Origin of the sequence: Roseovarius tibetensis, from assembly GCF_050896375.1 — a bacterium.
GTDB lineage: Bacteria > Pseudomonadota > Alphaproteobacteria > Rhodobacterales > Rhodobacteraceae > Roseovarius > Roseovarius tibetensis.
Genome location: NZ_JBPBBB010000018.1, coordinates 45,135 through 68,643, shown reverse-complemented (window position 1 = coordinate 68,643; position 23,509 = coordinate 45,135). Strand labels below are relative to the sequence as shown.

The following is a 23,509-nucleotide window of genomic DNA, read 5'->3' as shown; positions in this document are numbered from 1 at the left end:
TCCTTCCCTATTCCAAGACAGGGACGGATTCCCAGAAATCATAAGTCAGAAGAAGGTGGGCCCCAGATCGCGCTTACGATCGTACGCGGGTGCCACGTTTTCTTTCCGTCGCGCGCGGCAATGCGATACCCGAAGGTGCCGCCATGTTGTGCGCCAAGGTCATGCGGGGTCCTGTCGATGATTGATCGGTATTGGCCGGGGTGGACTCCGGCGCTGCGGGGTCCACCGGCTTCCGGATGGACTCCGGCATCCACGAGGTATCCACCCCGCGCAGCCAGTCAGGTGTTTGAATTCACGAGATTTTCAGGGGGCCGTAGGTGGATCCGGATTCCGGGTGGACTCCCAAAAAAACGGCCCTGACGCTGGCGAAATTGCGCGCTGCGCCCCCCAGCATACGAAGTGCACGAAAAGGAACCGTAAAATCAATGGCTTACGGGTCGGCGGAGACAGTTTTTCCGGTCAAGCGGTGGGCGTTTGCCCGGTTTCGAACTGTCTCCCCTTTGGACCCCGTCTGGACCCCGAACCGGACTCCGGGTGGACCCCGGAATCCAGCGGTGCAGGCCATCGTCCCTTTGCTCATGTCTCGTGCGATCATACCCCGTTTGTAGGCCTCAGAGCCGGTTCGTGAAACCCTCCCGGATGTCTCACCGATAATTCCCTCACAGGACGATTTTCCTTGACAGCCGGTCGGCGTTCTCGACCACGAACCGCCGCGATCGCTTCGAGGGTGGCACGCGCCCGTTGAGACGCCATGTGATCAGCGCGACGCCGTATTGCCAGTGCCGGTTGGCCGCCGGGCGGCTGAGCCCGATCTCCCACGTGATCTTCTTCCACGGCTTGCGGTTGGCGCGCAGCCAGACGATCCGGGCGTCGTCACGCTCCAGCCAGCGCAGCCAGAGCATGGCCTCATCGGCTTCGGTGATCATGCGCGGGCTGGGCCGCGGGCGTTTCATCTCGGGCTCCTGACCCACGTGATCGGCGAAGCTGTGGAAGTACTCGGGCCAGGCGTTGAAATAGCCGGTGGGCTTCACGGCCGGCAGCTGCGCGAAGACATCGGCGGCGAGCTCCAGCCGGTCCTGTACGCGGCCCGTGGTCCAGTCAGTCATTGCGCACCTCCCGGACCGCGGGGAGCTTGCCATACAGACGCTCGCCCAGCTGCCGCACCAGTTCGCGCTCCGGCCAGGTCAGGCGGTGATCATCGAGCGAGACCGCCAGCATGTGCTGCTCGTGCCAACCGTCACGCCTGACCTGCTCGGGGGTGAGACGGGACCGTGGCTGCAGTGCAGCCGCGTAAGCCCGTCGAACGCGGTGGCCGCCGTAGCCTTTCGGGGCGAACCGCATCCCGGTCATGATGCATCTCCTTCGTCGTTGTCCATTTCTGTGGGAGAAAAATCGTCGGCCATGTCGTTGGTACCCTCACCCCATCCGACGCCGAGGCGTCGATTTCGCCCCCTGTTTTCTGGGCAGCCGTCGGCGCTGATGCATCCTTGGGGGCAAGTCGAGCCCGCAAGGCAGCGCGCTCTTCCTGACCCAGCTTCCTCCGCCACGGGTTCTTGCCCATCCGGAACGGCCAGCTCGGGCAGTCGACCGCTGTGCAGAGCCGCACCTCCTGCGCCGAGCCGTTGCAGCAGTCGAGACAGTTCAGGCGCAGGGCGCGCAGCGGTGACACCCCCGCGTGACCCAGCTGCTCCAGATCGCCCGTTGCCATGTCGCGCGGATCGCGGCCCACGTCGAAGCCGTCGCGGCGCTCGAGACCGATTTGGTGATTACGTTTCATGCCAGACCTCCCTGCGTCTCACGCAACCGTTCAAGCCGACGTCGCTCCAGATCCCGTTTGAGATCGATCTGGCTCTGACCCGTTTCGCGACTGATGTGGCTCCCATCGCCATGGCGCGCCCTTGCGATAAACGCATTTGCGATTTTGCCTTGCACTTCGAGCATGGCGTATTGCGCCGATGCCGCCATCAGCGGGGCAAGATATGTGGCCAAAAACGGCAGCCAGTCCTTGGGATCGACCACCACGATCTGTTCGACCAAGGCCAGTGGCGTCTCGATGATGACAAAAGTGCCAGTCATCGCACTCGGCCAGAACCGTATCTCGAGACCTGCACTGCACAGACCCTCCTCCGTCAGCAGGCTGCATTCGCACTCGAGCACACGCTCGAAGGCCCGGTGCCAGTCGACTTGTTGTGTCTCGCTGATACGGCAGGCCTCATGGTACCAATCGGGCAGGTCCACCTCGTGGAAACGCCCGGCGTCATAGACGCGCAATCTGTCGAAACTCATGATGATTTCTCCTCTTCGGGGTTGGGGGGTGATGGTGGATGGGTTGCTGCGACCGCCTCCAGCCGCGCGGAAAGCGCATCGAGCGCGGCGCGGTGGGTGGTGAGCACGGCCTGCATGCTGCTGGTCATGCGCGCGATCAGACCGCCCAGCTCTGCATGCTGTGAGGCTTGCTCGCCGAGCGGCGCTGCGATATCGCATTGGGCAAGCGGTCCGAGGCGGTTGGTCAGCCAGGCTTCCGGATCGGGAATGCGGACGAGGTCGACGCGGGCGACACGCGCACGATGGCCGGGGCCTGCCGGGCGATAGATCACCTCCACAGAGGAGTGTGACATTTGGCTATTATAGAAGCTTCTATAATAGCAGTTTGTCACACTCCTCGAGCGATCCTGCCTTGCTGCCCCAGCCGAAGACCAGAGCTCCGGAAAGCACGCGGCCATGTCGGCGGCGTTCTCGAGGACGATGCCGGTGAGCGCCATCAGGTCGCGCCGGGTCGGGCGAAGGTCGGGCCACGGCAACAATGCATCGACGATTACCGGCAGGACCACATCCGTGAGCAGGTCGATCTGGAGCGGAGTGGCGACCGTGCGGTTGACGCCGCGCCCGCGGCCCATCGCCTGGGTCAGCTCGCCCTCGCAGATGCTCCAGCGTACCGCCTCGGCGATGGGATCGGCGTGTTCCTCCATCGCGAGCGGCGCGGTCCGGTCGCCCGCGAGCCGGATGCGGCGCTCGACCATGGGATACCACCAGCCCGCATCCTCTGGGTTCGGCGCGGGCACGCGGCCGATCAGCGCCGTGGCGATCAACTCGACCGTCCGCGGGGCAGGCAGCGTGCGACCCAGAATGATCATTCCGCCGATCCCGCCCCAGCGATCGAGACCGCTCAGCGCGTTGAAATGCACAGCCTCGACCCGCGGTGGCAGGCCCGCGGCGCGAATTGCATCAATCGTGGCTTTCTGACCGATCACGAGCAGATCGACGGTAGATCCGGCGCGGTGGCACTGTCGCGCGCGCAAGGAGATCCAGGCGCGCAGGTCGCGCAGCCGGGTAACAGCGGCCTTGCGGTCTCGCGCGGGCGCATTGGATCCGGGCGTCAACGCCCGTGCCGAGGTGGGGCTGCCGGTCACCTGGCGGATGCGGACATGAGGCTGGCACGCGGCGACAGACGTGCCGGTGTCCATGCGCGGCAGGTAGGTCTGGACAAGCTCGGCCCGCAGCGTGGCGTCGAGATGCAGGATCGGTGCCTCGGCGGCCCAGCCGGCGCGCATCCGGGCGCGCCAGCGCAGCTTCAGAGCCCGGACGGATCCGTTCTCGGTACGCTCATGGACGAGCTCGGCCCCGGCGGCATCATGGCCGTTCTCCAGCGCCTCGGCGAGGATCAGCCAGAGCGTGGCGCAGCGCCCGGGCGGGGCCCAGGGCTCGCCGGAGGCGGGCAGTACGGCATCGACAAGCTTGCGACGTTGGGCGGGCGACATGCCGGGCAGGATCCCCGCATCGCGCATCCGGCGGCGTTCGAGCGTGGCGGCGTTGCGGCAATCCTCGGGCGTCAGCCCCACGGCTTTCAGCAAACCATGACGCAGCGGGCCGGGCTCTGCGACCTGCAGCGCCTTCCAGAGCCGGGTGCGGGCGTCGACAAGATCGGCGGTGGCGCCCACGTCCATCTTACCTTTACCGTCGTAGCAGGCAAGCGAGGTTCGCCCCGGTTCCAGACCGTCCTGGGTAAGCGTGGCCTTGCCATCGAGGCCGCGCAGGCCCGATTGCCAGAAGGCTTCGTCGATAACGAGCAGCCCGACCGTGGCGATCGCCTCCGGTTTCATGTGAAAGAGGCTGTCATGCGCGCAGACGATGACCTGCGCCGCCTGTGCCTGCGGTTTCTGCCGCTGGTAGCCGCAGGCATGAAACTGCGCGCAAAGGTGCACCTCTTCCCCGCGCTTGACCTTGCAGCAGCTTTGCTCGACCGGATGCTCGATCTCGAGCGCATCGAAGGTTGCTTCGGGATCAAGGCACATGAGTTGCTCGGGGTTTTCGGGTGTGGGATCGGGCGCCGTGCGGCCCTTCCAGAGCATCGCGCGCAGACCCAATTCCCCGAAGGCCGCGACCTGCTCGGTGCCCAGATCATGGCGCGGCACGGCGTAGATCACCCTGCGTCCACCGAGTCCGCCTGAACCGATCAGATCGGCAATGGCGGCCCGCGCGCGTGATGTCTTGCCGAGCCCCACATCGACCGGCAGGCCGAGCAGCGGCGGAAAGGCGGTGCGCGCTACGGTGTTGAAATCCAGCGCATCGCGGGTCTCGGCCTCGTCTTTCGCGGCTTCGCGGGCCGCTTCGACCGCGGACCAATACTCCGGGACGTCCGCCATGAAGCGTGCGATCGCGTCGGATAGCGATGCGCGGGCTTCGTCTGGTGTGAGCGTCGGTGCCGGATAGGTCGGCGGCGGCGGCGGGATCTTGGCCGCGCCGGTGATAAGCGCCGCGACCGCTTCCGGCCCCTCTTGGCAGAAGAGGTCATTGCCGTCTCCGGCGGCATCTGGCACAGCCAGGCGGGCGTCAACGGCAAGCGCGGCCTTGCGTGCGGCCTCCACGCCCGGGTTGGTGTCGCGGTCGGGCTTGAGGTCATTGTCGGCGACAAGAACGAGATCGGCCTGCGCGAACCGCGCGCGCAGCGTCTCGGCCACGGGGCGAAGGTTGCCCGCATCCATGGCGGCGATGACGGTATCGCCCGTGGCGATGTGCAGGCTCGCGCCGGTGGCCCAGCCTTCGCAAATCACGATCTGACCGGTAGGGTCGGCGAGCGGCGCAGGGTCGAGGCCCACCACGGCGAAATGCCCGCGCTTGGCGCCACCCGCGAGAAAGCGCTTGGTACCGTCCGGAGCGATGGTCTCCAGGCTGTGCAGCCGGCCATCCGCGTCCTGCAGCGGTACGACCAGATGGCCGCGGGCATCCACGCGCAGTGCAAGCGAGGGGGCCTGTTTGGCCATGAGATAGGGATGATCGGGTGCAGCAGGGCGTGCCGATGCCCAGATCCGCGCGGCACGGGTGGCGGCCTCGTCGGCAGGCGAGAGTGCCGGTTCCGCGTCGTCAGGGATTTTGCCGGGTTTGCCTTCCGGTCTGGAATGAGCCTTTGGCGCAATTGGTACATTCGCCACCGGCGTCGGGGTGCTGTTACGCTGGGAAACCGGCCCATGGCGAGATCCCATACCGATGCGCTCGGCGATCCAGTCGTGTGCGTCACGGCGTGAGAGGCCAAGCTCGCGAGCAACCAGATCGACGAATCCACCACCCTGACCGGTCTCGTGGTCAAACCACATACCCGCCTTGGCACCACCGATCACGACCGAGAGGCTGCCCTTGCGGCCCCAACGCCATTCCTGGCTCGCCCTGGAACTCGGCTTGCCCAGCACCTCGATCACGAGATCCGGAACCCGGGCGCGCAGTTCAGCATCAAACGCCTTCCAGTCCCGCGCGCTCATCGCCGTATCCACGCGAACGGCACGAGCGCACCGGTCGGCCCGGGGGCCGTGGCGGCAATGCGCAGGGAATGGCGATGACAGGTGGGCACGGGTGTCTGGAACCGGATTGAGGGCTGTGTTGCCCCCGGTTCTGCCGCCATTTCGCCAGCCCTCGCGACGTCCGAACCGGTCCGCCCGGCTGCGCACCACATGGCTGGAAAGGGTGGAACCCTTCCGTCAAGGCATTGGAATTACGTCGGAAAAAGGGTGGACCCCATGGGCTCCGAGGTGCCGTGCCAAAGGGTGTTCGGCGCGGTTGGATTCAGGTGGGTTGACCCCACTCAGGCGCGAATCAGATGAACGGTTCCACCCAGTCGGCGGGGCTTGGCGGGAAGGGTGGCGGCCTCGGTGTCGAGCGGATTTTCTTTGGTCGGAATCCTGGTCAGGCAGGCGGCAACCGGAGCCGCTGCCGTTGGAACCGGTTTTCAGGCACCTTCCTGGCTTGCCGACGTGGTTTTACGAGAGAGTCCGAGATCGGCGGCGGTCGTTTCGACGTTTCCGTGTGGAGCGTTGAAACGCGACACATCGCCGTCGCCCAACACCACCCGATCAGGATCAAAACTCGGTTGCGGATAAAGATGACATGGGCAACGAGTTCAGCGCCGAGGATCGGGCGCGCTTCGTCGACACGTTCCCAGCAGCGGCAATGTGGGCCGCGGTCGCTGCGTCATTGCTGTCGGTAACGGTGCTGTGTTTGCCATTGCGACCAATGAGTGTGGCCCCGCGCGGTGAAGCCCGACATCTTCGACGGTGGCGATCTGGGTGTTGCAGGCCGCAACACCCAAGTGCCCAACCTTGGTGCCGCCGTCGCCAAGGACGGAAAGTGTGAAGTCACCAAGTCCGTAAAACTCGTATTGTCGATCAGGAAACCAGCCAGCCAAAACGGGCACCAAGCATCCGCTGATACCGTATGACGGTCATATCTTTCCAACTTTGCCTATAAGGTGTCGGAACATTACGTGCTGCGCACATACTTCTATTAGTGCGACACGTGTGTCGGCATGCATGAGGACTTTTAAATACCAATATTGTTCTCATGACCTGGAAGAGGCTTTATAGTTGGCCTTTACGCAGCCTCCCCATACTCGGGTGCAGCCGGTTGTCTCCGCGAGGCGGGCCAGCCCGTCGCATTGCAGATGGCGCAGCAGATGCATCATGCTCGGGTGTGAGATTTATTCGACCTTCTTCGTCCCCAACCTGACGCTTGGCGTCATCCTAGCGGTCAGTGTCGTCTTGGTCGCAATCGGGATCATGAGCCGCGGAACGTCGCAAAGCACGGCCTGAGCCGCGCCTGTCGATCACGCCTCAAGCGGGCAGGCCAGGGCCTGCCCGCTTTGTTGTGCCCGGGTCAGATCTTGTATCAGCGCCGAACCCGGCATTCCGGCCATCGCATCGTGCGGGCTTTGGGCGCGCTCGCTCGCTTCAACATTCAGGCAGCGGCCAGGGGCCCGTCATGCGTCGCCCCGGCCAGAACCGGATGGCGCAGGACGGTCGCGCCGCAGGTGTCGAGATGCGCCGCAAGCGCCCCTTGGGCCTCGGGGTCGAGATGCCAGAGCGCCTCGCCAAGCAAGACAAGCTGCGGTGTGCCGAGCAACACGCGGGCCAGCGACAGCGCGCTGCGCTCTCCGGTCGACAGGTTGCGCCCGCCTTCGGCCAGTGCGCCGTCGAGGCCGCCGAGCCGGGTCAGCAGGGTGCCCAGGCCCGCCTTGCGCGCGATGCGCTCCAGCTTTTTATCCGACGGGCGCTGCCGCAGACCGAGCGTCAGGTTGCGCCGCAGCGAGCCCTTCAGCACCGCCGGCATGCTGTCGATCCGCTGAACGCCACGCCGCAGGCTGCCGCGCGACAATTCCGTCAGGCAGAGGCCCGACAGGGTGATATGGCCGGGCGGCACCTGTTCGAGCCCGCAAAGCGCGGAAAACAGGGCATCTGCGTCGCGCGGATCGCAGGTCAGGGATTGCCGCGTGCCCGCCGGAATCTCCAGCGAGAGCGGCGCGCCCTGCGGCATCGGCAGATCGCGCAGGCACACATGCAGCGGCCCCCCGGGCAGGCGCTGGTCGCCATGCCCGATCGCGCGCTGGTCGCGTGCCAGGGCGGCGCCGCATTTCCGCTGCGCCGCGAGATGGGCCGCGCGGAAATTCCAGACGCTCGCCAGATCGCGCAGCGGTGTCAGCACGAGGCCGATGGCGGCGAGCGCACCGGCGATGGTGCCCGTGCCGGTACCGGCCATGGCCCCGGTGACGATCACCGCGCATGCGGCCAGACCCGCCACCGCATCCGGCAGAGCCTTGAGCGTTTCCGCCCAGAACAGCCGCTGCAGCCCGGCGCGGATCATCCGCTCGGTGCGTTTGCGCAGGCTGCGCAACTCGGCGGGGCGACGTCCCATACGGTCAAGCTCGGGGGCGAGCGGCATGCGTTCGGCCATCTCGGCGGCGATGCGGGCACGCCGGGCGCGCAGACGGCGGTGCAGCGGCTCCAGCCGGGGCCCGGCAAAGGCCATTACGCCAAGCGTGACGACGAAAAGCGGGGTGACGACAAGCGCAAAGCGCGGCTCCAGCCCCCAGAGCACGGCGCAGGCGACGGGAATCATCACCGCGCCCGCGATCAGGCGCGGCAGGCCCTTGCCCAGCCAGTTGCGAAAGGCGGTCATGTCGCCCACGAAACGCAGGCTCATGTAGCCGCTGCGGCGCGCGGCGACAGCACTTGCGGGCATGCCCGAGGCGTGCTCCAGCAGGGCGAGGCGGATCGACAGGGCATAATCCTGCCCCAGCCGTTCGCCCATCAGACGCGCCAGCACCCGCGCGCCGGCGATCACCAGGCCCGAGGCGGCCAGCACCGCGATCAGGCCAAGCGGAAGGCTTGCCCTGGCGTTCAGCGCCTCGAAGAGCCCGCGGGTGGCGAAGGCCGCCGCACCCGCGGCACCGCCCTGCACCAGCGTCACGAGGCTTACGCGCGCCAGCCCCCGCCAGCGCCCGTTCTCCATGAGACCGGGCATCGCCATCAGGCGGCCTCCTTGCGGCCCAGCCCGGCGCGCAGGGCAAAGCCGGTGGCCTCGGCCGGGTCGCTCAGATCGGCCCTGGTCAGCACGGGCAGTCCCGTGGCACCACCGGCCTCTGCGCTGGCCATGGGCGAACAGCTGAGCATGCCGGTCACCGCATCGGGTTTCAGCCCGTGACGCGCGAGGATCGCGACGCCGCCGACCGCTGCCACAGCGTCGCCACTCGCGAAAACCAGACCCGAAAGCAGGTCATTGAGCCACGGATCGGCGATGAGCGCGGCGGTTTCGCGCTGCAACAGCCCGTCGGCCACCTCCATCACCACGATTTCGCAGCCCTGGTGTCCGGCCTCGGCGATCAGGAGCTCGGCGGCGGTCTTGATGCGGTCCAACGGCTCTCGGTAGGTGGTGACCATCCCGGCATCGGTGAAATCGCCCACGTAATGCGCGCCGCTGTCGCAGTATTCGTTATAGTCGCCAAACGCCCCCGTGCCGGTGATCTTGAGCGCGCCGGCGCGAAACCCCGCGCGCCGCAGCCCGAGGACAAGCTGTGCCATGGCCAGCGTCTTGCCCGAATTCATCGAGGTGCCGAGCACGCCGATCACCGGCGGGCGCGGCGCGCCGGGGCGGGGGGCGAGTGCGAAATCCGCGAGATTGACCGCACGTCCCGCAGCATCGAGCAGCCGTGCCGCGGGCATCAGCCGCGTGGCCGGTTTGATCTGGCTGTTGCGCGCCACCATCCGCCCGATACAGCCGCCCCCGGCCAGTTGATCCGCGCCCTTGGGGTCGATCTCGGCCAGACCCTCGAACTGGTCGGGGGCGTAGCGCGCGCCGCAGGCCATCACGACGGCATCGCCGGGAAAGATGAACGAGGGCCGCCCCGAGGGCAGCTGCACGCGGCGGTGCTGCCCGAGCTTGTCGACATGGGCGAGGATCAGATCGCCGGGCCTCGCCGCGGCGAAATCGGTGTCATGGCGGACGATGCGGCTGCGCTCCACCCGGCGGGTGACGAATGTCCATTTGGCGCGGTCGAGGGACGCTTGGAAGGGCATGGGGTATCTCCTGATAGAATGGGTGTGGCCGGGATTCCGGGGTCAAATTGCGACGCGTGGGGCGTCGAGGACCCGGGCGGCGAGGTCATTGCGGGTGATCGCGCGCTCCACATCGTGGTCGCAATCGATCAGTTCGATGAGGTGTGCGCAGGGTGGCAGGCCGTTTCGCTCCGCCGCCGCGTTCAGCGCCGCGACATAGGTGCGGGCGCGCGCGTGGCGGTTGCGCCCCTGCCGCGCGTCGAGGTCACGGGTCATGCGCAGGGCCGGGTCGCGGCTCACATCCCTGGTGCCGGCATAAACGCATGTGGGCAGGTGCAGGAAGTCGCGCAACCCTGCGGCATTGCGCCGTGCCCAGACGATGTCGAAGCTGTCCTTGCCCGGCGCGAGGCCATACGGGTAGGGCATCGTCTCGTCGGGCAGGCAGTACCAGCCTGCCGCCGCCAGATGCAGCCCGGCCACGCGGTGCGGGTAGACCATGGCAAAGCGATGCGCCAGTTGCGCCCCGCCGGAATGGCCGAACAGATCCACCGGACCCGCGCAATCGGGCAGCCTTGCGGTGACGGCGTCGATCAGCGCGAGCAAGGCCAGATCCGGGCGCGCGGCCTTGCTCGGGCGCTGGAAATCGGGCCAGGAGGGCTCCGGGAAATGCGGCACGATGATGGTGCGGCCCGTCCGTTCCGCCTCGGGGGCGAACAGTCGCTCCAACGTCTTGGCATTGCGCGATATGCCATGCAAGACCAATAGCGGCGGCGCCACAACGCTACGCACGGGCCGGATGATCCGGGCCGTCAGCTTGCCGGCGGTGCTGCAGGCCGTGATGGTTTGATGATCGGGCGTGCTAAGGTCCCCTGACATGTCGTTCATCTTTTCTCTCCTGATCGGGTCACCGTTGCCATGACAACGGCTCTGCAAACGCTTTATTCCGGACGCATTACAATTATGTGTTAGAAATAAGGTGATTCTATTCCATCGCCAATGATGAGCATAGATCCGCCCCAGCCCACCGCTTGGTACCGGCCAACATGACAATCGACGTCTGGCAGAGGCGGAATGTTGGTGCCTGCAACACCTTTTGGGCTCGCTCAGCGTTGGGACGTAGGCTGTGAACATCGTTGGAGCCGCCAACGATGTCCATGTTCGGGGCATTGTTGTGAACCACAACAATGCTCAGCAAGCTATTTCAGCCCCGTGGCAATGTCCGTATCGACCCGGCACCCATCATCCGTTCAGCGGCGCGAAGAGAGGTCCGTTCGCGATTTCTGTGGGCTGTTGAGCCGGTTTCCGTCTGAGGGGGGTCCACATGTTGTGCTTACGGGAGGCGCGTCCGTCGCGTAGACGCCAACTCTCGGAGCGGCGGGCGCGCCGGGCCCTGTTGGCGCGACGACGACCCCCGGTTACCTTGTCCTCACTTATCGGCGACAGGAGGATGACATGGAACCGCAGACGAGCCTCTTCACGATGGCGCTTGGGCTGGAGGCGCCGTGGTATGTCGAAGATGTGGCGTTTGACGCGACCGCGAAGCAGATCAACTTCGAGGTCACGTTCAAGCCTGGCAGCCGGTTTACCTGCCCGTCCTGCGGTGCGGCGGACCAGCCGGTCCACGACACGCGGCGGCGCCGCTGGGAACACCTGCGGTTCTTCGAGCACAAGGCGATCATCCATGCCGCCATCCCGCGTGTCGCCTGCCGCGAGTGCAGCAAGACCCGGCAGGTGACGGTGCCCTGGGCGTGTAGCGGCTCGGGCTTCACGCAGCTCTTCGATGCCTTCGTGGTCGCGCTGGTGCGCGCGATGCCGGTGAATGCCGTGGCCGAGCTGTTGGACGTGGGCGACGACCGCATCTGGCGCGTCGTGACGCATTACGTCGAGGCTGCACGGGCCGAGGAGGATTTCAGCGATGTCACCGCCGTCGGGATCGACGAGACCGCCGCCCGGCGCGGGCACGCCTACATCACCCTTGTCCATGATCTCGAGGCCCGGCGTCTGCTCTTTGCCTGCGAGGGGCGCGATCAGGGCACCGTGGCCAGCTTCGTCGAGGATCTTGAGGCGCATGGCGGCGATGTGAGCAGGATCACTGCCGCCTGCATCGACATGAGCCGGTCCTACATCGCGGGGGTGGCCAGGCATCTGCCCGAGGCGGCGGTCACCTTCGATCGCTTCCACGTCGTGAAACTCGCCAACGAGGCGCTGGAAGAGGTCCGGCGCGCCGAAGTACGGACGGAACCCGCCCTCAAGCGGTCGCGCTGGATGTGGCTGAAGGACAAGCACCACTGGACGAAGACCCAGATCGCGCAGCACCACGACCTGTCGCGCCGCAAGCTCAAGACCGCGCGGGCGTTCCGGATGAAGGAAGGGTTGCGGGACATCTTCGCCCAGGCCGACAGCAAGGCCGAGGCGGCGGAGCTGCTGACCGCGTGGCTGGCTTGGGCGAAGCGATCCCGCCTGGCACCGTTCCACAAGCTCGCCAGAACGCTTGGGGCGCACTGGGACGGGATCCTGAACGGGTTTGACAGCCGGCTGACCAATGGCGGTGTCGAAGCCATCAACGGCCTGATCCAGGCGGCCAAGGCCCGCGCCCGCGGCTATCGCACGACACGGAACTTCATCAACATGGCTTACCTCGTCGCCGGCCGGCTCAAGCGCCTACCCGCATCACCCTACGATACAACATGTGGTGCTGTCGTCCGATGACCGGAAATGCAGCCCACCCACACAGATCGCGAAGAAGCCCGAAGAGATCCTGCAGGGAGGAAACACCCGGTTCAAAAGTTCAATTTGTTGAAAGCCCTTATTTCGAGAACTCACTTTCCGGGTGCCCCCCGTTGGTTTCCGCAGCCGACTTCGCGTTGCGCAAGTCCGGCCCTTGCATCCTCTTCGCCCCGCCGCGCTGAGCAGTCGGTAATCTAACCAGTGTGGCCATGGCGTTTGCGAGATTGCGCGATATCGGCTCGCCTTCGATCCGCTTGTCAAGAAACCAGTCCGAGAGGTTTTCCTTCTTGCTCTGGTATTGACACGTCAAGCCAAAATGCGCGATCGCTTCCTGCATGAGTTGCAGGTAAGGTGTTGTATACGCGGACGTAAACTGCTCCTCGTGCGCCCTTGGGGCATCGCTTTCCGGCCAATCTGGCCAAATCGCCTTGACCATGAAATCAGGCACCTCGATCTGGATAAATTGCCAGGATGGTCCGGTCAGTGTAAAGCTTTCGGTATCAAACTCGCCGGACCGCCATTCATCAGTTGTAATCAGGGTTGGGTCCGACGCATGCAGGCGCCAGACCTTACCGGTATCCGCCGAAACAGCTTTTCTGATCGTCGAGCATCTGCCTGTTGCGCGAATGTAGCCGTCCCGCAATGCCAGCAGCAGACCGTCGAAAGCAGTGGACGCAATCCCTGGCGAACTTTTCACGGCGTTGAGCGGCGATGTGTCGGCGCCTAACTCCAAGGTCTTGTTGTCGAAAAGATCGCGATAGAATTGCTGGTGCCATTCGAAGGCTTCGACTTGCTCAATATGAGAGAGCGCGGTTCCGAGGCACCAACTTGTTCCCAAACCACATCCGACCGTCATTTGATTCTCCTACCCGAGCCGCCCGCTGATCGAGAACATAAAGAGTACAAAGGTGCCGATCAAGGAGCGCCTACTGAAAGGGTGAAACGGTTCCGCCCTCAGTCGTTGGGACCGGGTTGACCCGTTCGGAGGTCGCGACGGCTCCTGCATTCCTGTTTGGTGTGGACATGTCCATTGACCTGAGCATCCCGATGAAGCGCCCGAACCCACTCCCGCCAGACCAGATGACCGCAACCGAGCGCCGCGCCGAGCTGTGCGGCCTGCTGGCCCTCGGGCTGGTGCGACTCAGGTTGTGCGAGCGGGGCGAACATTCTGAAGATACTGGAGAACTTCCCCTACACTCTCCGGCCGGCCAATGCCTTCATGCAACTCCAACGCATGAGGAGACCCCATGACAACGCATGATCCCATCCCCGCGCGCCTGGTCGCGCTGAAAACCACGCCGACGCCGGACCTGAAAAAGCAATGGCGCGACCTGTTCGACAGCGAACCGCCGCCATTCAACCGCCGCTACCTGGAGAGCCGGCTGGCCTATCGCATCCAGGAACTGGCCTATGGCGGGCTGAAGCCGGAGACAGTCCGGCGGCTGGAACGGCTGGGCGAGGATCTCGACGGCGGCGACCGGAAGAAAAGCCGCATTCGCGCAGACCTGAAACCGATCACTGGCACGCGGTTGCTCCGCGAATGGCAGGGGGTCGAGCACGTCGTCACCGTCACCGCCGACGGGTTCGAGTGGCAGGGGCGACCGTACAAGTCGATCTCGGCCATTGCCCGCGCGATCACCGGCACGCGGTGGAACGGGTGGGTCTTCTTCGGGCTAAAGAGCCGGAGGGCGCGGGCATGACGAAACCCATCGTCCGCAAGCAGCGTTGCGCGATCTACACGCGCAAGTCGTCGGAGGAAGGGCTGGAGCAGGAGTTCAACTCGCTCCACGCCCAGCGGGAAGCCTGCGAGGCGTTCGTCGCCAGCCAGCGCTCCGAGGGCTGGGTGCTGGTCCGCGATCAGTATGACGATGGCGGCATCTCCGGCGGCACGCTCGACCGCCCCGGCCTGCAGCGGCTGCTGGATGACATCGAGGACGGGCTGGTCGACGTGGTGGTGGTCTACAAGATCGACCGCCTCAGCCGGTCGCTCGCCGATTTCGCCAAGCTGGTCGAGGTGTTCGACCGCAATGACGTGACATTCGTCTCGGTTACGCAGTCGTTCAACACCACGACATCCATGGGGCGGCTGACGCTGAACATACTGCTGTCGTTCGCACAGTTCGAGCGGGAGGTGACGGCCGAGCGCATCCGCGACAAGGTCGCTGCCAGCCGAAAGAAGGGCATGTGGATGGGCGGGGTGCCGCCCTACGGCTACCGCGTCGAGAACCGGAAGTTGCTGGTCGACGAGGAGCGCGCCGACCATGTTCGCTGGGTCTTCGCGCAGTTCCTCGAGATCGGCTCGGGCACGGAACTGGCGCGGGAGGTGGGCAAGCGTGGCATCCGCACGCCGCGCGGCAACCGGTTCGACAAGAAGTACCTCTACCGGATGCTGAACAACCGCGCCTATATCGGCGAGGCAGTGCACAAGGGCGAGAGCTACCCCGGCGAACACGATGCCATCATCGACCGCGAGACATGGGACCGCGTCCACGCCATCCTGCAGGAAAGCCCCCGCAATCGCGCGGCCCGCACACGCGCCGACACGCCCGCGCTGCTGAAGGGGCTGCTCTTCGGTCCCGACGGTGCCGCGTTCTCGCCCACGCACACCCGCAAGTGTGGCAGGCTGTACCGCTACTATGTCAGCCAAACCGTGCTGAAGCACGGTGCCGGGTCATGCCCGGTGGGCCGCGTGCCCGCGGGGGAGATTGAGGCCGCCGTCATTGACCAGCTGCGCGCAGTGTTCCGCCAGCCCGAACTCGTGGCCGGCACATGGAAGGTGGCGCGCAGCCACGCCGACGACATCACCGAGGCCGACGCACGCTCGGCACTGCAGCAGCTCGACCCGCTGTGGGATGAACTCTTCCCCGCCGAACAGGCCCGCATCGTGGCGCTGCTAGTCGAGCGCGTGGACATCGGCACGGACGGGCTCAACGTCAGGCTCCGCACAGATGGGCTCAGCGGCCTCGCGCGCGAGATGCTGGCCGGCGGCATCGGGGAAGCCGCATGACCCGCGGGGCTCCGATCCCAGACACGGTGACGCTCCACGTCCCGTTCCGCGTCGTGAAGCGCGGCGGGCGGAAGGAGATGCAGTTGCCGGAAGGCGCCGCGCAGACGCGACGGAGCGACAACGCGCTCGTCAAGGCGCTGGCCCGAGCGTTCCGTTGGAAAAGGATGCTGGAGTCGGGCGAGTTCACGACCATCGCCGAACTGGCCGAGCGTGAGGGGATCGCGCCCTCATATATGAACCGCATTCTGCGCCTGACACTGCTCGCCCCCGAAACCGTCGAGGCTATCCTAGATGGCAGGCCGGGACCGGAGGTGACGCTCGCGCGCGTGCTGGGTTCGTTTCCGGTGGAGTGGGGAAAGCAGACGCTGCACTTCAGCTGAACGCCAACTTCGCCGCGAGGTTCGCGACGAAATGCTTTCGCGGCCCGCCGCTTACGCCATGAAAACACTTCCTTAAGGAGGCCGTCCATGGAAGATTGCGAAGGTGTGGTTGCATCTCTGGAGAAACGCAGCCGCGATAACAGTGATTTGCCGGTTGAGTTTATGGAAAGCCTTCTGCAAGGCCGCCTTCGGAACACTTACCTCGCTGCCTCGAAGGGTATGATCCCCCTGTATGAGGCCGTCGTAAACTCGATTCAGGCGGTCGAGGACGATGCTGCCGCAGGTGCGCAGCCGATCCGATCACACAAGATCACAGTGAGGGTGATCCGATCGCTGCAGACCTCGCTCCAACTCGAGGGGAAAGGCAGCGCGCGAGAGAGGATCACGGGGTTCGAGGTCACGGACGATGGCATCGGCTTCACCGAAGACAACTGGAAGTCCTTTCGAACCCTCGACAGTCTGTGGAAAGCTCAGCGAGGCTGCCGCGGCATAGGGCGCTTGATGTGGCTGAAGGCATTCAAGCAAGTGCGGGTCGACTCGGTGTTCGCCGAGGACAGCGAGCTTAAATGCCGACGGTTCCGCTTCGATGTCGCGCACGATGTAAAGCCGGAAGGGGACGTGGAGTCTGCTTCCGGCCCAAAGCGAACAGTGCTTTGTCTCGAAGGCTTCGAGCCACGCTTTGCCGAGCAGGCGCCGAAGACAGCCCGGGTGATCGCCATTGGATTGCTCGAACATTGCCTCTGGTACTTTGTCCGAGAGCAGGGCGTTCCAGAGATCGTCGTCGAGGACGGGCCGGATCAACTCGTGCTGGACGACCTCTACGACGAACACATGCACTCCGCCGCTCACGCCGAACAGGTCGAGATCAAGGGTGAGCCATTCGAGATTATGCATGTGAAGTTCCGCGCCGCCGTCAACAAAACTCACGGGTTAAACTACTGCGCAGCCGGAAGACTCGTGAAAGAAGAGGCAATCCAAGGGAAGATTCCCGGGCTGGCCGGAGCCGTGACGGACAATCGCGGACAGTTCACCTATGCCGCGTACCTCACCAGTCCATTCCTCAACGAACGCGTCGTGGAGCAGCGTATCGGCTTCAACATCGAGGACGAGGTGGACGGCATGTTCGCCGCTACCGACATCTCGTTCCGCGACATCCGAGAAGCGGTGCTACCACGCGTGAAAGTGTTTCTTTCTGATGCGCTTGAGCAGAACATTGCGGCCGGCAAAGAACGGGTCGCGACGTTCGTCGCGAAGAAGGCACCCCGATACCGCCCCATCCTCGCGCACATCCCCTCAGACGAACTGGTCGTTGACGCTAACATCTCGGATGCCAACCTGGACGCCTTGCTGCACAAGCACCTGTTTCGCGTGGAGCAGAACCTTCTAAGTGAAGGGCACAAGGTGCTGTCGCCCGGCGACGATGAAACCGAGGAGGCATACGAGAAGCGCCTAGATGACTACCTGCAGAAGGTATCGGACCTGAAGCAGTCCGACTTGGCGAACTATGTCACGCACAGGCGCGTTATCATTGATCTCTTGGCAAAGGCGATAGAACGGGACGCGTCGGGTCGATACGTCCGCGAGGACGTCATCCATGAGTTGATCGTGCCGATGCGCGTCACGTCGGATGACCTTGCGTTTCGCCGCCAGAGCCTGTGGCTACTGGATGAACGGCTCGCGTTTCACGACTTCCTCGCATCAGACAAGCCGATTGCGACCATGCCGATAACCGAGAGTGCTTGCGGCAAGGAGCCTGACGTTGCCTCCCTGCGCACTTTCGACAACCCGCTTCTCGTATCGGACAAGGCGACCGGACCAGCAGCATCGCTCACGGTCGTGGAGATCAAGCGGCCGATGCGCAGCGGCTTTAAGGCGGGACAGTCCGAAGAGCACGATCCGATCCTGCAGGCGTTGGACTACCTGAGGCGACTCCGGGAGGGCGCGAAGGCGAAGAACGGCAGACCGATTCCGAATGCCGACAAGATTCCGGGATTTGTTTACGTGGTTGCGGACCTGACCGATCATCTCAGGGGGTGCTGTGAACTCCACCATCTCAAGATCACGGCGGACGGCATGGGCTACTTCGGCTACCACCCGAGCGCCTTCTACAATGCCTATATTCAAGTGATTTCATTCGATGGGTTGGTGGCGTCGGCGACAGAGCGCAATCGTGCGTTCTTCGACCGCTTGGGACTTCCAAGTAGCTAGCGCCTTCATTCGAAAAGGTCATACACAAATATTGAATCGCGCTACATTCAATTAACTTCGCATTGTTGCGTGATAGCTCGGTTTCTTATCTGCCTCAGCAGTTGATCCGATTTATTCCCTCGCGACAACAGTGTCGTACAACCCGTAGTGAGTCAGTCCTTTGTGGCTTTCGATGCCCGTGTACCGCAATGAGGCGTCCTCGTAGCGTCGGAAAGCGAAGACCGCCTGGTTCATCTGCTCGGTGTTGAACACTTTGAGGCGCACGAGCAGGTGGAAATCCTTCACCGTCAGTCCTGTGACCGTCAGAAACAGGTCCGGCTCGAGCTTGGTGATCACGTCCTGCAAAGTGTTTTCGCGGAAATCGGTCAGGTACATGAATGCCGGAATCCGTGTGGCGAACTTGATCAGCTTCTCCTGCACAAGCTTCCGCTTGGACTTGTATTCCTTTTCCTCGGCCGTGAGTTCCTTCTTCTCCTTTTCAGTGAGACCGCCGTTCTTGGCCTTGTTCTTGAGTTCCTTGACCTTCTCGCTCTTGTTGATGATCGTCTCGATGATGTTGTCGCCTAGCGAGCGCCAACCCTCGATGCGCTCTACCGCTGCCATCGCTTCGGGGTTGTCGAGGACACGACGGAGGGTATCGTTGTCCACATTCACCAGCATCGCGCTTTCCCATTTGCGCGCGAGCAGCGTCGCCGAGGTTCCGGCCATCGCGATGTCGAGGATGCCACCCGCGTCGATCTGCGTCATGTTCGCGCCGTCGTAGGCCAGCACGGGCAGAAACGATACGAGGTCCTTAACGGCGTTCTCGGGGTTTGGCTTATTCGGGGCCAGGCCGATCCCGTACTCGGACAGCTGACGAAGCGCCCTGGTCGGCGCGAAGTCGAACACGAAGCAGATCGGCTTTAGGATCTCCTCCTCGTTAGGATTGTCGCCATTCGGGTTCTTGATGGACCACGGAGACTGAACGCGAAACGCCGCCTGAAAGTAGGTCTCGGGCGATTTCAGATTGCGGAGCATCATGATCGACGACCACTGCGGCACGGTCACGCCGGTCGTCAGCTTGCCGCAGGATAGCGTGATCGTCTTTGTGTCGAAGCCGCTCCCGATCGCTTTGCGTACTGGCGGCAGCGCATCCAAACCGATCCCCGCCGACGCACCGGCAGAGACAACGACGTCGTAGTCGTGCCAGAAGGTGTTGTGCTTCTCGGCCAGCAGGTTGGCCATCGCGTGGCAAGCCGCCACGTTGGGCAGAAACCAGAACGAGTGCTGTAGGTATGGCAGCAAGCGCACATCCGAGTACGGGAATGGCGGCCGGGTGCCCGTCTTTAGGCTTTCGACAGCTCGCGGTGCGTATTGGCCGCGGATGATGTCGAGCCACTTCTGTACATCGCTCTTGTGCTTGAACTGAGCGCCGGTCCCGATGCCGGTCGCGGAGAAGAACTCGTTTAGATCGAACTCGTCGAACTCCCCGGCGCTCGCGATTGCCAGGAGCTCATCGGGCATCTGATATGTCAGGAGCCGCATCTGTGGCAGTGCGCCATAGGGGTTCCATTTGTCCGGATGCTTGGCGCCGAATTCCACCTTCGCGCGTTGCTCGTCCGTGTAGGTCCAGTTGAAGATCTGTTCCTCAATGAACTCGCCGGTCGCGAGCGCCTTGAACGGCGTTCCGGACAGATAGACGTAGGCCCTTGTCGTGATCGGCAGGAACTCGGTCTCGTCGTTGGACAGGACGTTGAGATCCTCGTTCACGCTATCTAGGCCGGGGTCATATTCCAGCTTGGCCTCCTTCTTGGCGACCGCCTCTTCCTCGCCCTCGAACAGCTCTTTCGCGGTCTCCCGCCAAGCACCGAAATGGTACTCGTCGAACACGACGAGGTCCCAGTTCACCTGGTGCAGCCACTCGTTCTTCGCCTTGATGTTCCCTCCGGCGTCACGGCCCAGCAAGTCCTGGAACGAGCCGAAGTAGACGACGGGCTTGGAGCGGTCGATCTGGGTCGGGTCGCCGCCGGAGTTTTTCGACAGGTACTGCCAGCCGTCGAAATCGACGTGGCTCTCCAGATCCGTCTGCCACGCATCCTCGACCGCAGGCTTGAAGGTCACCACGAGCACCCGCTTGGCGCCGAGCTTCTTCGCCAGTTGGTAGGTCGTGAAGGTCTTTCCGAACCGCATCTTGGCGTTCCAGAGAAACCGCGGCACCGCATGCATGTCCTCGGCCCAGCGGGACATGAAATAGCCGTGCGTCACGTCCACGGCCTCGGCTTGCTCCCGGCGCATCGGGAACGTCAGGTGATGGTTGCCGCTGAATTTCTTGCCTGTCCGCAACTCGGTCAGGACCGTCTTCACATCGCCCAGCGTGCAGTGCATCCACTCCAGTTCGCTGTTCGCAAATCCCTTGCGGGCGAGGGCTGCGCGTACCTCGTGGTCGGTGAAGACGGTGCCGTCGTCCCGCTCGGCAGGCTCGTCCAATTCGATGCGGTAGTTCTTGATGGCGGCAGTCTTGAGCTGCTCGGCCACACGCCGCTTCACGTCGCGCGTCGTCTGCCCGATCTTGAGAAGACCAGCGTGAGCATCGTCGGCAATAGAGTAGGCGTATATGCGGGGGCGAACTTCTGGCTTCGGGGCGAGAATTTCGTCGATGCTAGGCTTGTTCATCTTCACCGTCGTCAAGCTTCATTGGCCGAACTTGAGACTCGATGTAGGCCTGCTCTTCACGGGAGATGCCGTACTTCTCGTAAAGTACCGCGTCAGTCCAATTGCGATCCCAGGTCTGCATAGGCACCCATGCATAGGTTGAGTGTGTGGCGTGCTGTGTGATCTTTCGGACAGATACGAGGAATCGAAAGAAGCGCGTGGAATAATACGACTGAATACTCTTTGCTTCATTTTGAGATTGCACATAAAAAAACAGGAAAGATTGCGTGCATACAGATGGCGATGGAGCAATCTGTGGCTTTCCTAAAATCTGATGAGGAATGGCATCGCCTCCATTGAATGCCTGCGGCACCAGAACCTTCCAAGTGTCGATGAGGTGCGCGCTCTTGGTGACGTCTTTGCGTTCAATATATCCGTTTCCACGCTTCATTTTGCGAATAAAAAAGAGAGGAATATCTCCAGGTTTCTCTCGGGCATGGAAGCCGTCGAAATTGGAGGTCCAGCCGAATTCTTTGTCGCGAGCCAGTATCGTGTTTATCGATGATTCATTGTGCCGCAAAACTTTGTGCAATATCGAGACAGCTTGTGAGTCCCGAACGAATACATCATACTCCCCGAGATTCCGGGTCACGGGCCCAATGACATCCCCTCCGCGCACAGTCGTGACCGAGCAATCTCCATCATACGTTGAGTCCCACAGGAAATAGCAGACGCCGGCCTTGACTTCTACGCCTGGAAAAACATCACTCGCGGCAGGGAAATCAATCAACTCCCGTATACGTCTGTCCTCTAGCATTGATCGCCGGAACTCCGTTAGGCCAAGTCCCGAAGCCATCCAACGAGATGGAATAACCATCGTCATATAACGAGGTTGCAGAGATTTCGCTTGCTCAACGAAGCGTTGATAGATCGGCACGTCTCTGGTGCCCCCATCTGAGCCAAGCTGATAAGGTGGGTTACCCACAATGACGTCAAACTGCATTTCACCTCCAAACAGCTCTGTGAGCCGAGTTCTTATGTTGTTTGAATGGATGAACGCATAGGCATGCGTCTCCAATCCCTCACCTCGATCGTAGCTGGCTTGCCCGGCGCCGCAGAACACACATTTCCCCTTATCCCATTCATGTTCCGTGCGCTCGAACCAGATGTTGCCTGTATCGTTATTGAACCGTCGGGTAATGGCGTGGGCACCATTGGCGTGCTTTGAACAATAAACGCTGCGCCGCGCCAGCATGCTGGTCAGATGGGTGATGCCGATGCCGAACACCTGCTGTGACAGAATGTGATCTACACGCTCCTGAAGGTCTGGGATTTGCTCGCTCAGCCCCTCGGTGAGGCGATTGGTTATCTCTCGGAGGAACACACCGGATTTGGTGCAGGGATCGAGGAACCTTACATTCCTGTCCGCCCAGATGTTTGCGCCACCGTTGTCGGATGCCCAAGCCGTGGCGAGTGTGTCCAGCATCGTGTTGGCGAACTCGGGTGGCGTGAAGACCTCGTCGTTTGACAGGTTCGCGATGCATGTCAGCACATCGGGATTGCGCCCACGCAGAGCAAAGCCGGCCTGTACGCTCATGCAGCCTCCATCGGTGTTCCGCCGCTGCCAGCTGCGAGGTCGCGTACTGTCATCGGCTGGTAGGTCCTGATCGGGGTGAAAAGCTCATGCTTGCCGAGATGCGCGAACAGCGATCCTTCCGCGCTGAACCTCGATGAGCCAGTGAGGACGTCCAGGCGGAAGTCGCGCCGCTGGAACTTGCCCCTGCCGAGATAGCCCCATTCGGCGAATGTGATCGGCTCACCGTCATGCCTTCGCATGGTGACCGCGTCACCATGGAGGAGATTGCACGACAGCACGAACGATGCGGCGCGATACAGGTCGTCCGATTTGTCGAGACCGAGATAGTCCGAAAATATCTCGATCAGGTTCGCCCGGCACTCGGCGATGTTGTCTTCGAGCAGTTCAATGCCGTAAATGCACATAAGGCCGAGAAGGGAGTAATGCGCCTTCTCAAATTGGGATTTTCCAAACTTGGTTTCGACGGCAGCAAGTTTTCTCTGCAGAACGCGAACCAGAAAATTGCCACTCCCGCAGGCCGGTTCCAGAAAACGTGAGTCAATTCTGTCCGTCTCGTCTTTGACGAGGTCGAGCATGGCGTCGACCAGCCATGGCGGCGTGAACACTTCGCCATGGTCGGCAACTCGTTTCTTTGATCTTATCAGGCTCATGTTCTAGTAATGGCAGCTTGGCTCGACCCGGTAAACACGAGATGAGCGCGTCGCGGTATGTTTGCGGCCTATGCGGTCGAGAGGCGCGCAGATCGGAGGGCCGCTCAGGGTGAAGATACTCCCCCGCATTGCTGTCTCCCAGGCTCGGCAGGTTGCCAAGCGTTCCTCACCGCGTCCACGTCGAGCGGGGTCTTGCCCTAGTTCCCCACGCCCGGCGTCGCGGCGAGGGCGGACTGCTTTGCCTTCCTGACGACTTTGGCTTCCTTTGCTGCGATCCTGAGTTCGATTTCTGTTCCATCTCGCGAACGCCACCGGCGTCGAAGTGCACAGCCAGTCCGCTGAAAAAAACTAGCGAAGTCAGTTTATTACAGGCAATTCACCAAAACAGAGCAGTCCTCAGGTCCGGAGAATACTGGCCCTTAGAGACCGCTTTCGGGCCTCCAGGAGCCGGGGCCAGTGCTCAGCCCCTCCCGCATAACCCTCGAATACAACGA

At 63.1% G+C, this 23,509-nt stretch carries 17 protein-coding genes; 6 read left to right on the top strand and 11 right to left on the bottom strand.

The features are described 5' to 3' along the window. Positions 1 to 659: 659 nt before the first annotated feature. The 4 genes from ACROSR_RS12720 to ACROSR_RS12705 all read right to left on the bottom strand — a co-directional run bounded on the left by ACROSR_RS12720 (position 660) and on the right by ACROSR_RS12705 (position 5,753). A complete protein-coding gene (locus ACROSR_RS12720) occupies positions 660 to 1,106 on the bottom strand; it encodes a DUF6362 family protein (RefSeq protein WP_432685605.1) in 447 nt (148 codons plus the stop codon). Positions 1,107 to 1,237: 131 nt separating this feature from the next. Then, positions 1,238 to 1,777 (bottom strand): hypothetical protein, encoded by a 540-nt coding sequence (locus ACROSR_RS12715; RefSeq protein WP_432685603.1) that lies wholly within the window; start codon positions 1,775 to 1,777, stop codon positions 1,238 to 1,240. Continuing rightward, the gene (locus ACROSR_RS12710; RefSeq protein ID WP_432685601.1) at positions 1,774 to 2,286 is read right to left on the bottom strand and encodes a hypothetical protein; all 513 of its coding nucleotides are present in this window, start codon (positions 2,284 to 2,286) and stop codon (positions 1,774 to 1,776) included. The genes ACROSR_RS12715 and ACROSR_RS12710 overlap by 4 nt, the downstream gene beginning before the upstream one ends. Next, positions 2,283 to 5,753: a toprim domain-containing protein gene (locus ACROSR_RS12705; protein WP_432685599.1), complete on the bottom strand. Its 3,471-nt coding sequence runs from the start codon at positions 5,751 to 5,753 to the stop codon at positions 2,283 to 2,285. Before ACROSR_RS12705 ends, ACROSR_RS12710 begins: the two co-directional genes overlap by 4 nt. A 767-nt stretch (positions 5,754 to 6,520) precedes the next feature. On the opposite strand from ACROSR_RS12705, the gene ACROSR_RS12700 reads away from it, so the two are divergent. Beyond that, on the top strand, positions 6,521 to 6,706 hold the full coding sequence (locus ACROSR_RS12700) for a hypothetical protein (protein WP_432685597.1): 186 nt from the start codon (positions 6,521 to 6,523) through the stop codon (positions 6,704 to 6,706). Between the two features lie 515 nt (positions 6,707 to 7,221). Here the strand turns inward: ACROSR_RS12700 and ACROSR_RS12695 are convergent. The 3 genes from ACROSR_RS12695 to ACROSR_RS12685 are packed head-to-tail and all read right to left on the bottom strand — an operon-like array spanning position 7,222 to position 10,700. Continuing rightward, positions 7,222 to 8,790 (bottom strand): ABC transporter transmembrane domain-containing protein, encoded by a 1,569-nt coding sequence (locus ACROSR_RS12695; protein WP_432685595.1) that lies wholly within the window; start codon positions 8,788 to 8,790, stop codon positions 7,222 to 7,224. Further along, entirely contained in the window at positions 8,790 to 9,836 is a 1,047-nt protein-coding gene (locus ACROSR_RS12690; RefSeq protein ID WP_432685593.1) for a P-loop NTPase family protein, read from the bottom strand. The genes ACROSR_RS12695 and ACROSR_RS12690 overlap by 1 nt, the downstream gene beginning before the upstream one ends. A gap of 42 nt (positions 9,837 to 9,878) precedes the next feature. Further along, on the bottom strand, positions 9,879 to 10,700 hold the full coding sequence (locus ACROSR_RS12685; protein WP_432685591.1) for an alpha/beta fold hydrolase: 822 nt from the start codon (positions 10,698 to 10,700) through the stop codon (positions 9,879 to 9,881). 567 nt (positions 10,701 to 11,267) lie between these two features. On the opposite strand from ACROSR_RS12685, the gene ACROSR_RS12680 reads away from it, so the two are divergent. After that, the gene (locus ACROSR_RS12680) at positions 11,268 to 12,524 is read left to right on the top strand and encodes an ISL3 family transposase (protein ID WP_432685590.1); all 1,257 of its coding nucleotides are present in this window, start codon (positions 11,268 to 11,270) and stop codon (positions 12,522 to 12,524) included. A gap of 97 nt (positions 12,525 to 12,621) precedes the next feature. Here ACROSR_RS12680 and ACROSR_RS12675 read toward each other — a convergent pair whose 3' ends face one another. After that, a complete protein-coding gene (locus tag ACROSR_RS12675; RefSeq protein ID WP_432685588.1) occupies positions 12,622 to 13,398 on the bottom strand; it encodes a hypothetical protein in 777 nt (258 codons plus the stop codon). 391 nt (positions 13,399 to 13,789) lie between these two features. Here ACROSR_RS12675 and ACROSR_RS12670 point away from each other — a divergent pair, with 391 nt between their 5' ends. The 4 genes from ACROSR_RS12670 (at position 13,790) to ACROSR_RS12655 (ending at position 18,137) form a co-directional block, all read left to right on the top strand. Further along, positions 13,790 to 14,242: a DUF2924 domain-containing protein gene (locus ACROSR_RS12670; RefSeq protein WP_432685586.1), complete on the top strand. Its 453-nt coding sequence runs from the start codon at positions 13,790 to 13,792 to the stop codon at positions 14,240 to 14,242. Beyond that, a complete protein-coding gene (locus tag ACROSR_RS12665) occupies positions 14,239 to 15,549 on the top strand; it encodes a recombinase family protein (RefSeq protein WP_432685584.1) in 1,311 nt (436 codons plus the stop codon). Before ACROSR_RS12670 ends, ACROSR_RS12665 begins: the two co-directional genes overlap by 4 nt. Then, positions 15,546 to 15,929: a hypothetical protein gene (locus ACROSR_RS12660; protein WP_432685582.1), complete on the top strand. Its 384-nt coding sequence runs from the start codon at positions 15,546 to 15,548 to the stop codon at positions 15,927 to 15,929. Before ACROSR_RS12665 ends, ACROSR_RS12660 begins: the two co-directional genes overlap by 4 nt. Positions 15,930 to 16,016: 87 nt before the next feature. Next, positions 16,017 to 18,137, top strand: a complete 2,121-nt coding sequence (locus tag ACROSR_RS12655) for a hypothetical protein (RefSeq protein ID WP_432685580.1) — start codon at positions 16,017 to 16,019, stop codon at positions 18,135 to 18,137. 111 nt (positions 18,138 to 18,248) lie between these two features. Here ACROSR_RS12655 and ACROSR_RS12650 read toward each other — a convergent pair whose 3' ends face one another. Genes ACROSR_RS12650 through ACROSR_RS12640 form a run of 3 tightly spaced genes read right to left on the bottom strand, consistent with a single transcriptional unit; the run spans position 18,249 to position 23,015 of the window. Further along, complete coding sequence (locus ACROSR_RS12650; RefSeq protein WP_432685578.1) at positions 18,249 to 20,789, bottom strand: DEAD/DEAH box helicase family protein; 2,541 nt, start codon at positions 20,787 to 20,789, stop codon at positions 18,249 to 18,251. Further along, on the bottom strand, positions 20,776 to 22,365 hold the full coding sequence (locus ACROSR_RS12645; RefSeq protein WP_432685576.1) for an Eco57I restriction-modification methylase domain-containing protein: 1,590 nt from the start codon (positions 22,363 to 22,365) through the stop codon (positions 20,776 to 20,778). The genes ACROSR_RS12650 and ACROSR_RS12645 overlap by 14 nt, the downstream gene beginning before the upstream one ends. Continuing rightward, a complete protein-coding gene (locus ACROSR_RS12640) occupies positions 22,362 to 23,015 on the bottom strand; it encodes a DNA methyltransferase (RefSeq protein WP_432685574.1) in 654 nt (217 codons plus the stop codon). Before ACROSR_RS12640 ends, ACROSR_RS12645 begins: the two co-directional genes overlap by 4 nt. Between the last annotated feature and the right edge of the window lie 494 nt (positions 23,016 to 23,509).

Bases quoted from the DNA above. Each gene is read 5' to 3' on its own strand.
- ACROSR_RS12715 (WP_432685603.1), bottom strand. From the start codon at position 1,777: ATGAAACGTAATCACCAAATCGGTCTCGAGCGCCGCGACGGCTTCGAC.
- ACROSR_RS12685 (WP_432685591.1), bottom strand. From the start codon at position 10,700: ATGAACGACATGTCAGGGGACCTTAGCACGCCCGATCATCAAACCATC.
- ACROSR_RS12695 (WP_432685595.1), bottom strand. From the start codon at position 8,790: ATGGCGATGCCCGGTCTCATGGAGAACGGGCGCTGGCGGGGGCTGGCG.
- ACROSR_RS12720 (WP_432685605.1), bottom strand. From the start codon at position 1,106: ATGACTGACTGGACCACGGGCCGCGTACAGGACCGGCTGGAGCTCGCC.
- ACROSR_RS12705 (WP_432685599.1), bottom strand. From the start codon at position 5,753: ATGAGCGCGCGGGACTGGAAGGCGTTTGATGCTGAACTGCGCGCCCGG.
- ACROSR_RS12665 (WP_432685584.1), top strand. From the start codon at position 14,239: ATGACGAAACCCATCGTCCGCAAGCAGCGTTGCGCGATCTACACGCGC.
- ACROSR_RS12710 (WP_432685601.1), bottom strand. From the start codon at position 2,286: ATGAGTTTCGACAGATTGCGCGTCTATGACGCCGGGCGTTTCCACGAG.
- ACROSR_RS12670 (WP_432685586.1), top strand. From the start codon at position 13,790: ATGACAACGCATGATCCCATCCCCGCGCGCCTGGTCGCGCTGAAAACC.
- ACROSR_RS12680 (WP_432685590.1), top strand. From the start codon at position 11,268: ATGGAACCGCAGACGAGCCTCTTCACGATGGCGCTTGGGCTGGAGGCG.
- ACROSR_RS12650 (WP_432685578.1), bottom strand. From the start codon at position 20,789: ATGAACAAGCCTAGCATCGACGAAATTCTCGCCCCGAAGCCAGAAGTT.
- ACROSR_RS12655 (WP_432685580.1), top strand. From the start codon at position 16,017: ATGGAAGATTGCGAAGGTGTGGTTGCATCTCTGGAGAAACGCAGCCGC.
- ACROSR_RS12640 (WP_432685574.1), bottom strand. From the start codon at position 23,015: ATGAGCCTGATAAGATCAAAGAAACGAGTTGCCGACCATGGCGAAGTG.
- ACROSR_RS12660 (WP_432685582.1), top strand. From the start codon at position 15,546: ATGACCCGCGGGGCTCCGATCCCAGACACGGTGACGCTCCACGTCCCG.
- ACROSR_RS12675 (WP_432685588.1), bottom strand. From the start codon at position 13,398: ATGACGGTCGGATGTGGTTTGGGAACAAGTTGGTGCCTCGGAACCGCG.
- ACROSR_RS12645 (WP_432685576.1), bottom strand. From the start codon at position 22,365: ATGAGCGTACAGGCCGGCTTTGCTCTGCGTGGGCGCAATCCCGATGTG.
- ACROSR_RS12690 (WP_432685593.1), bottom strand. From the start codon at position 9,836: ATGCCCTTCCAAGCGTCCCTCGACCGCGCCAAATGGACATTCGTCACC.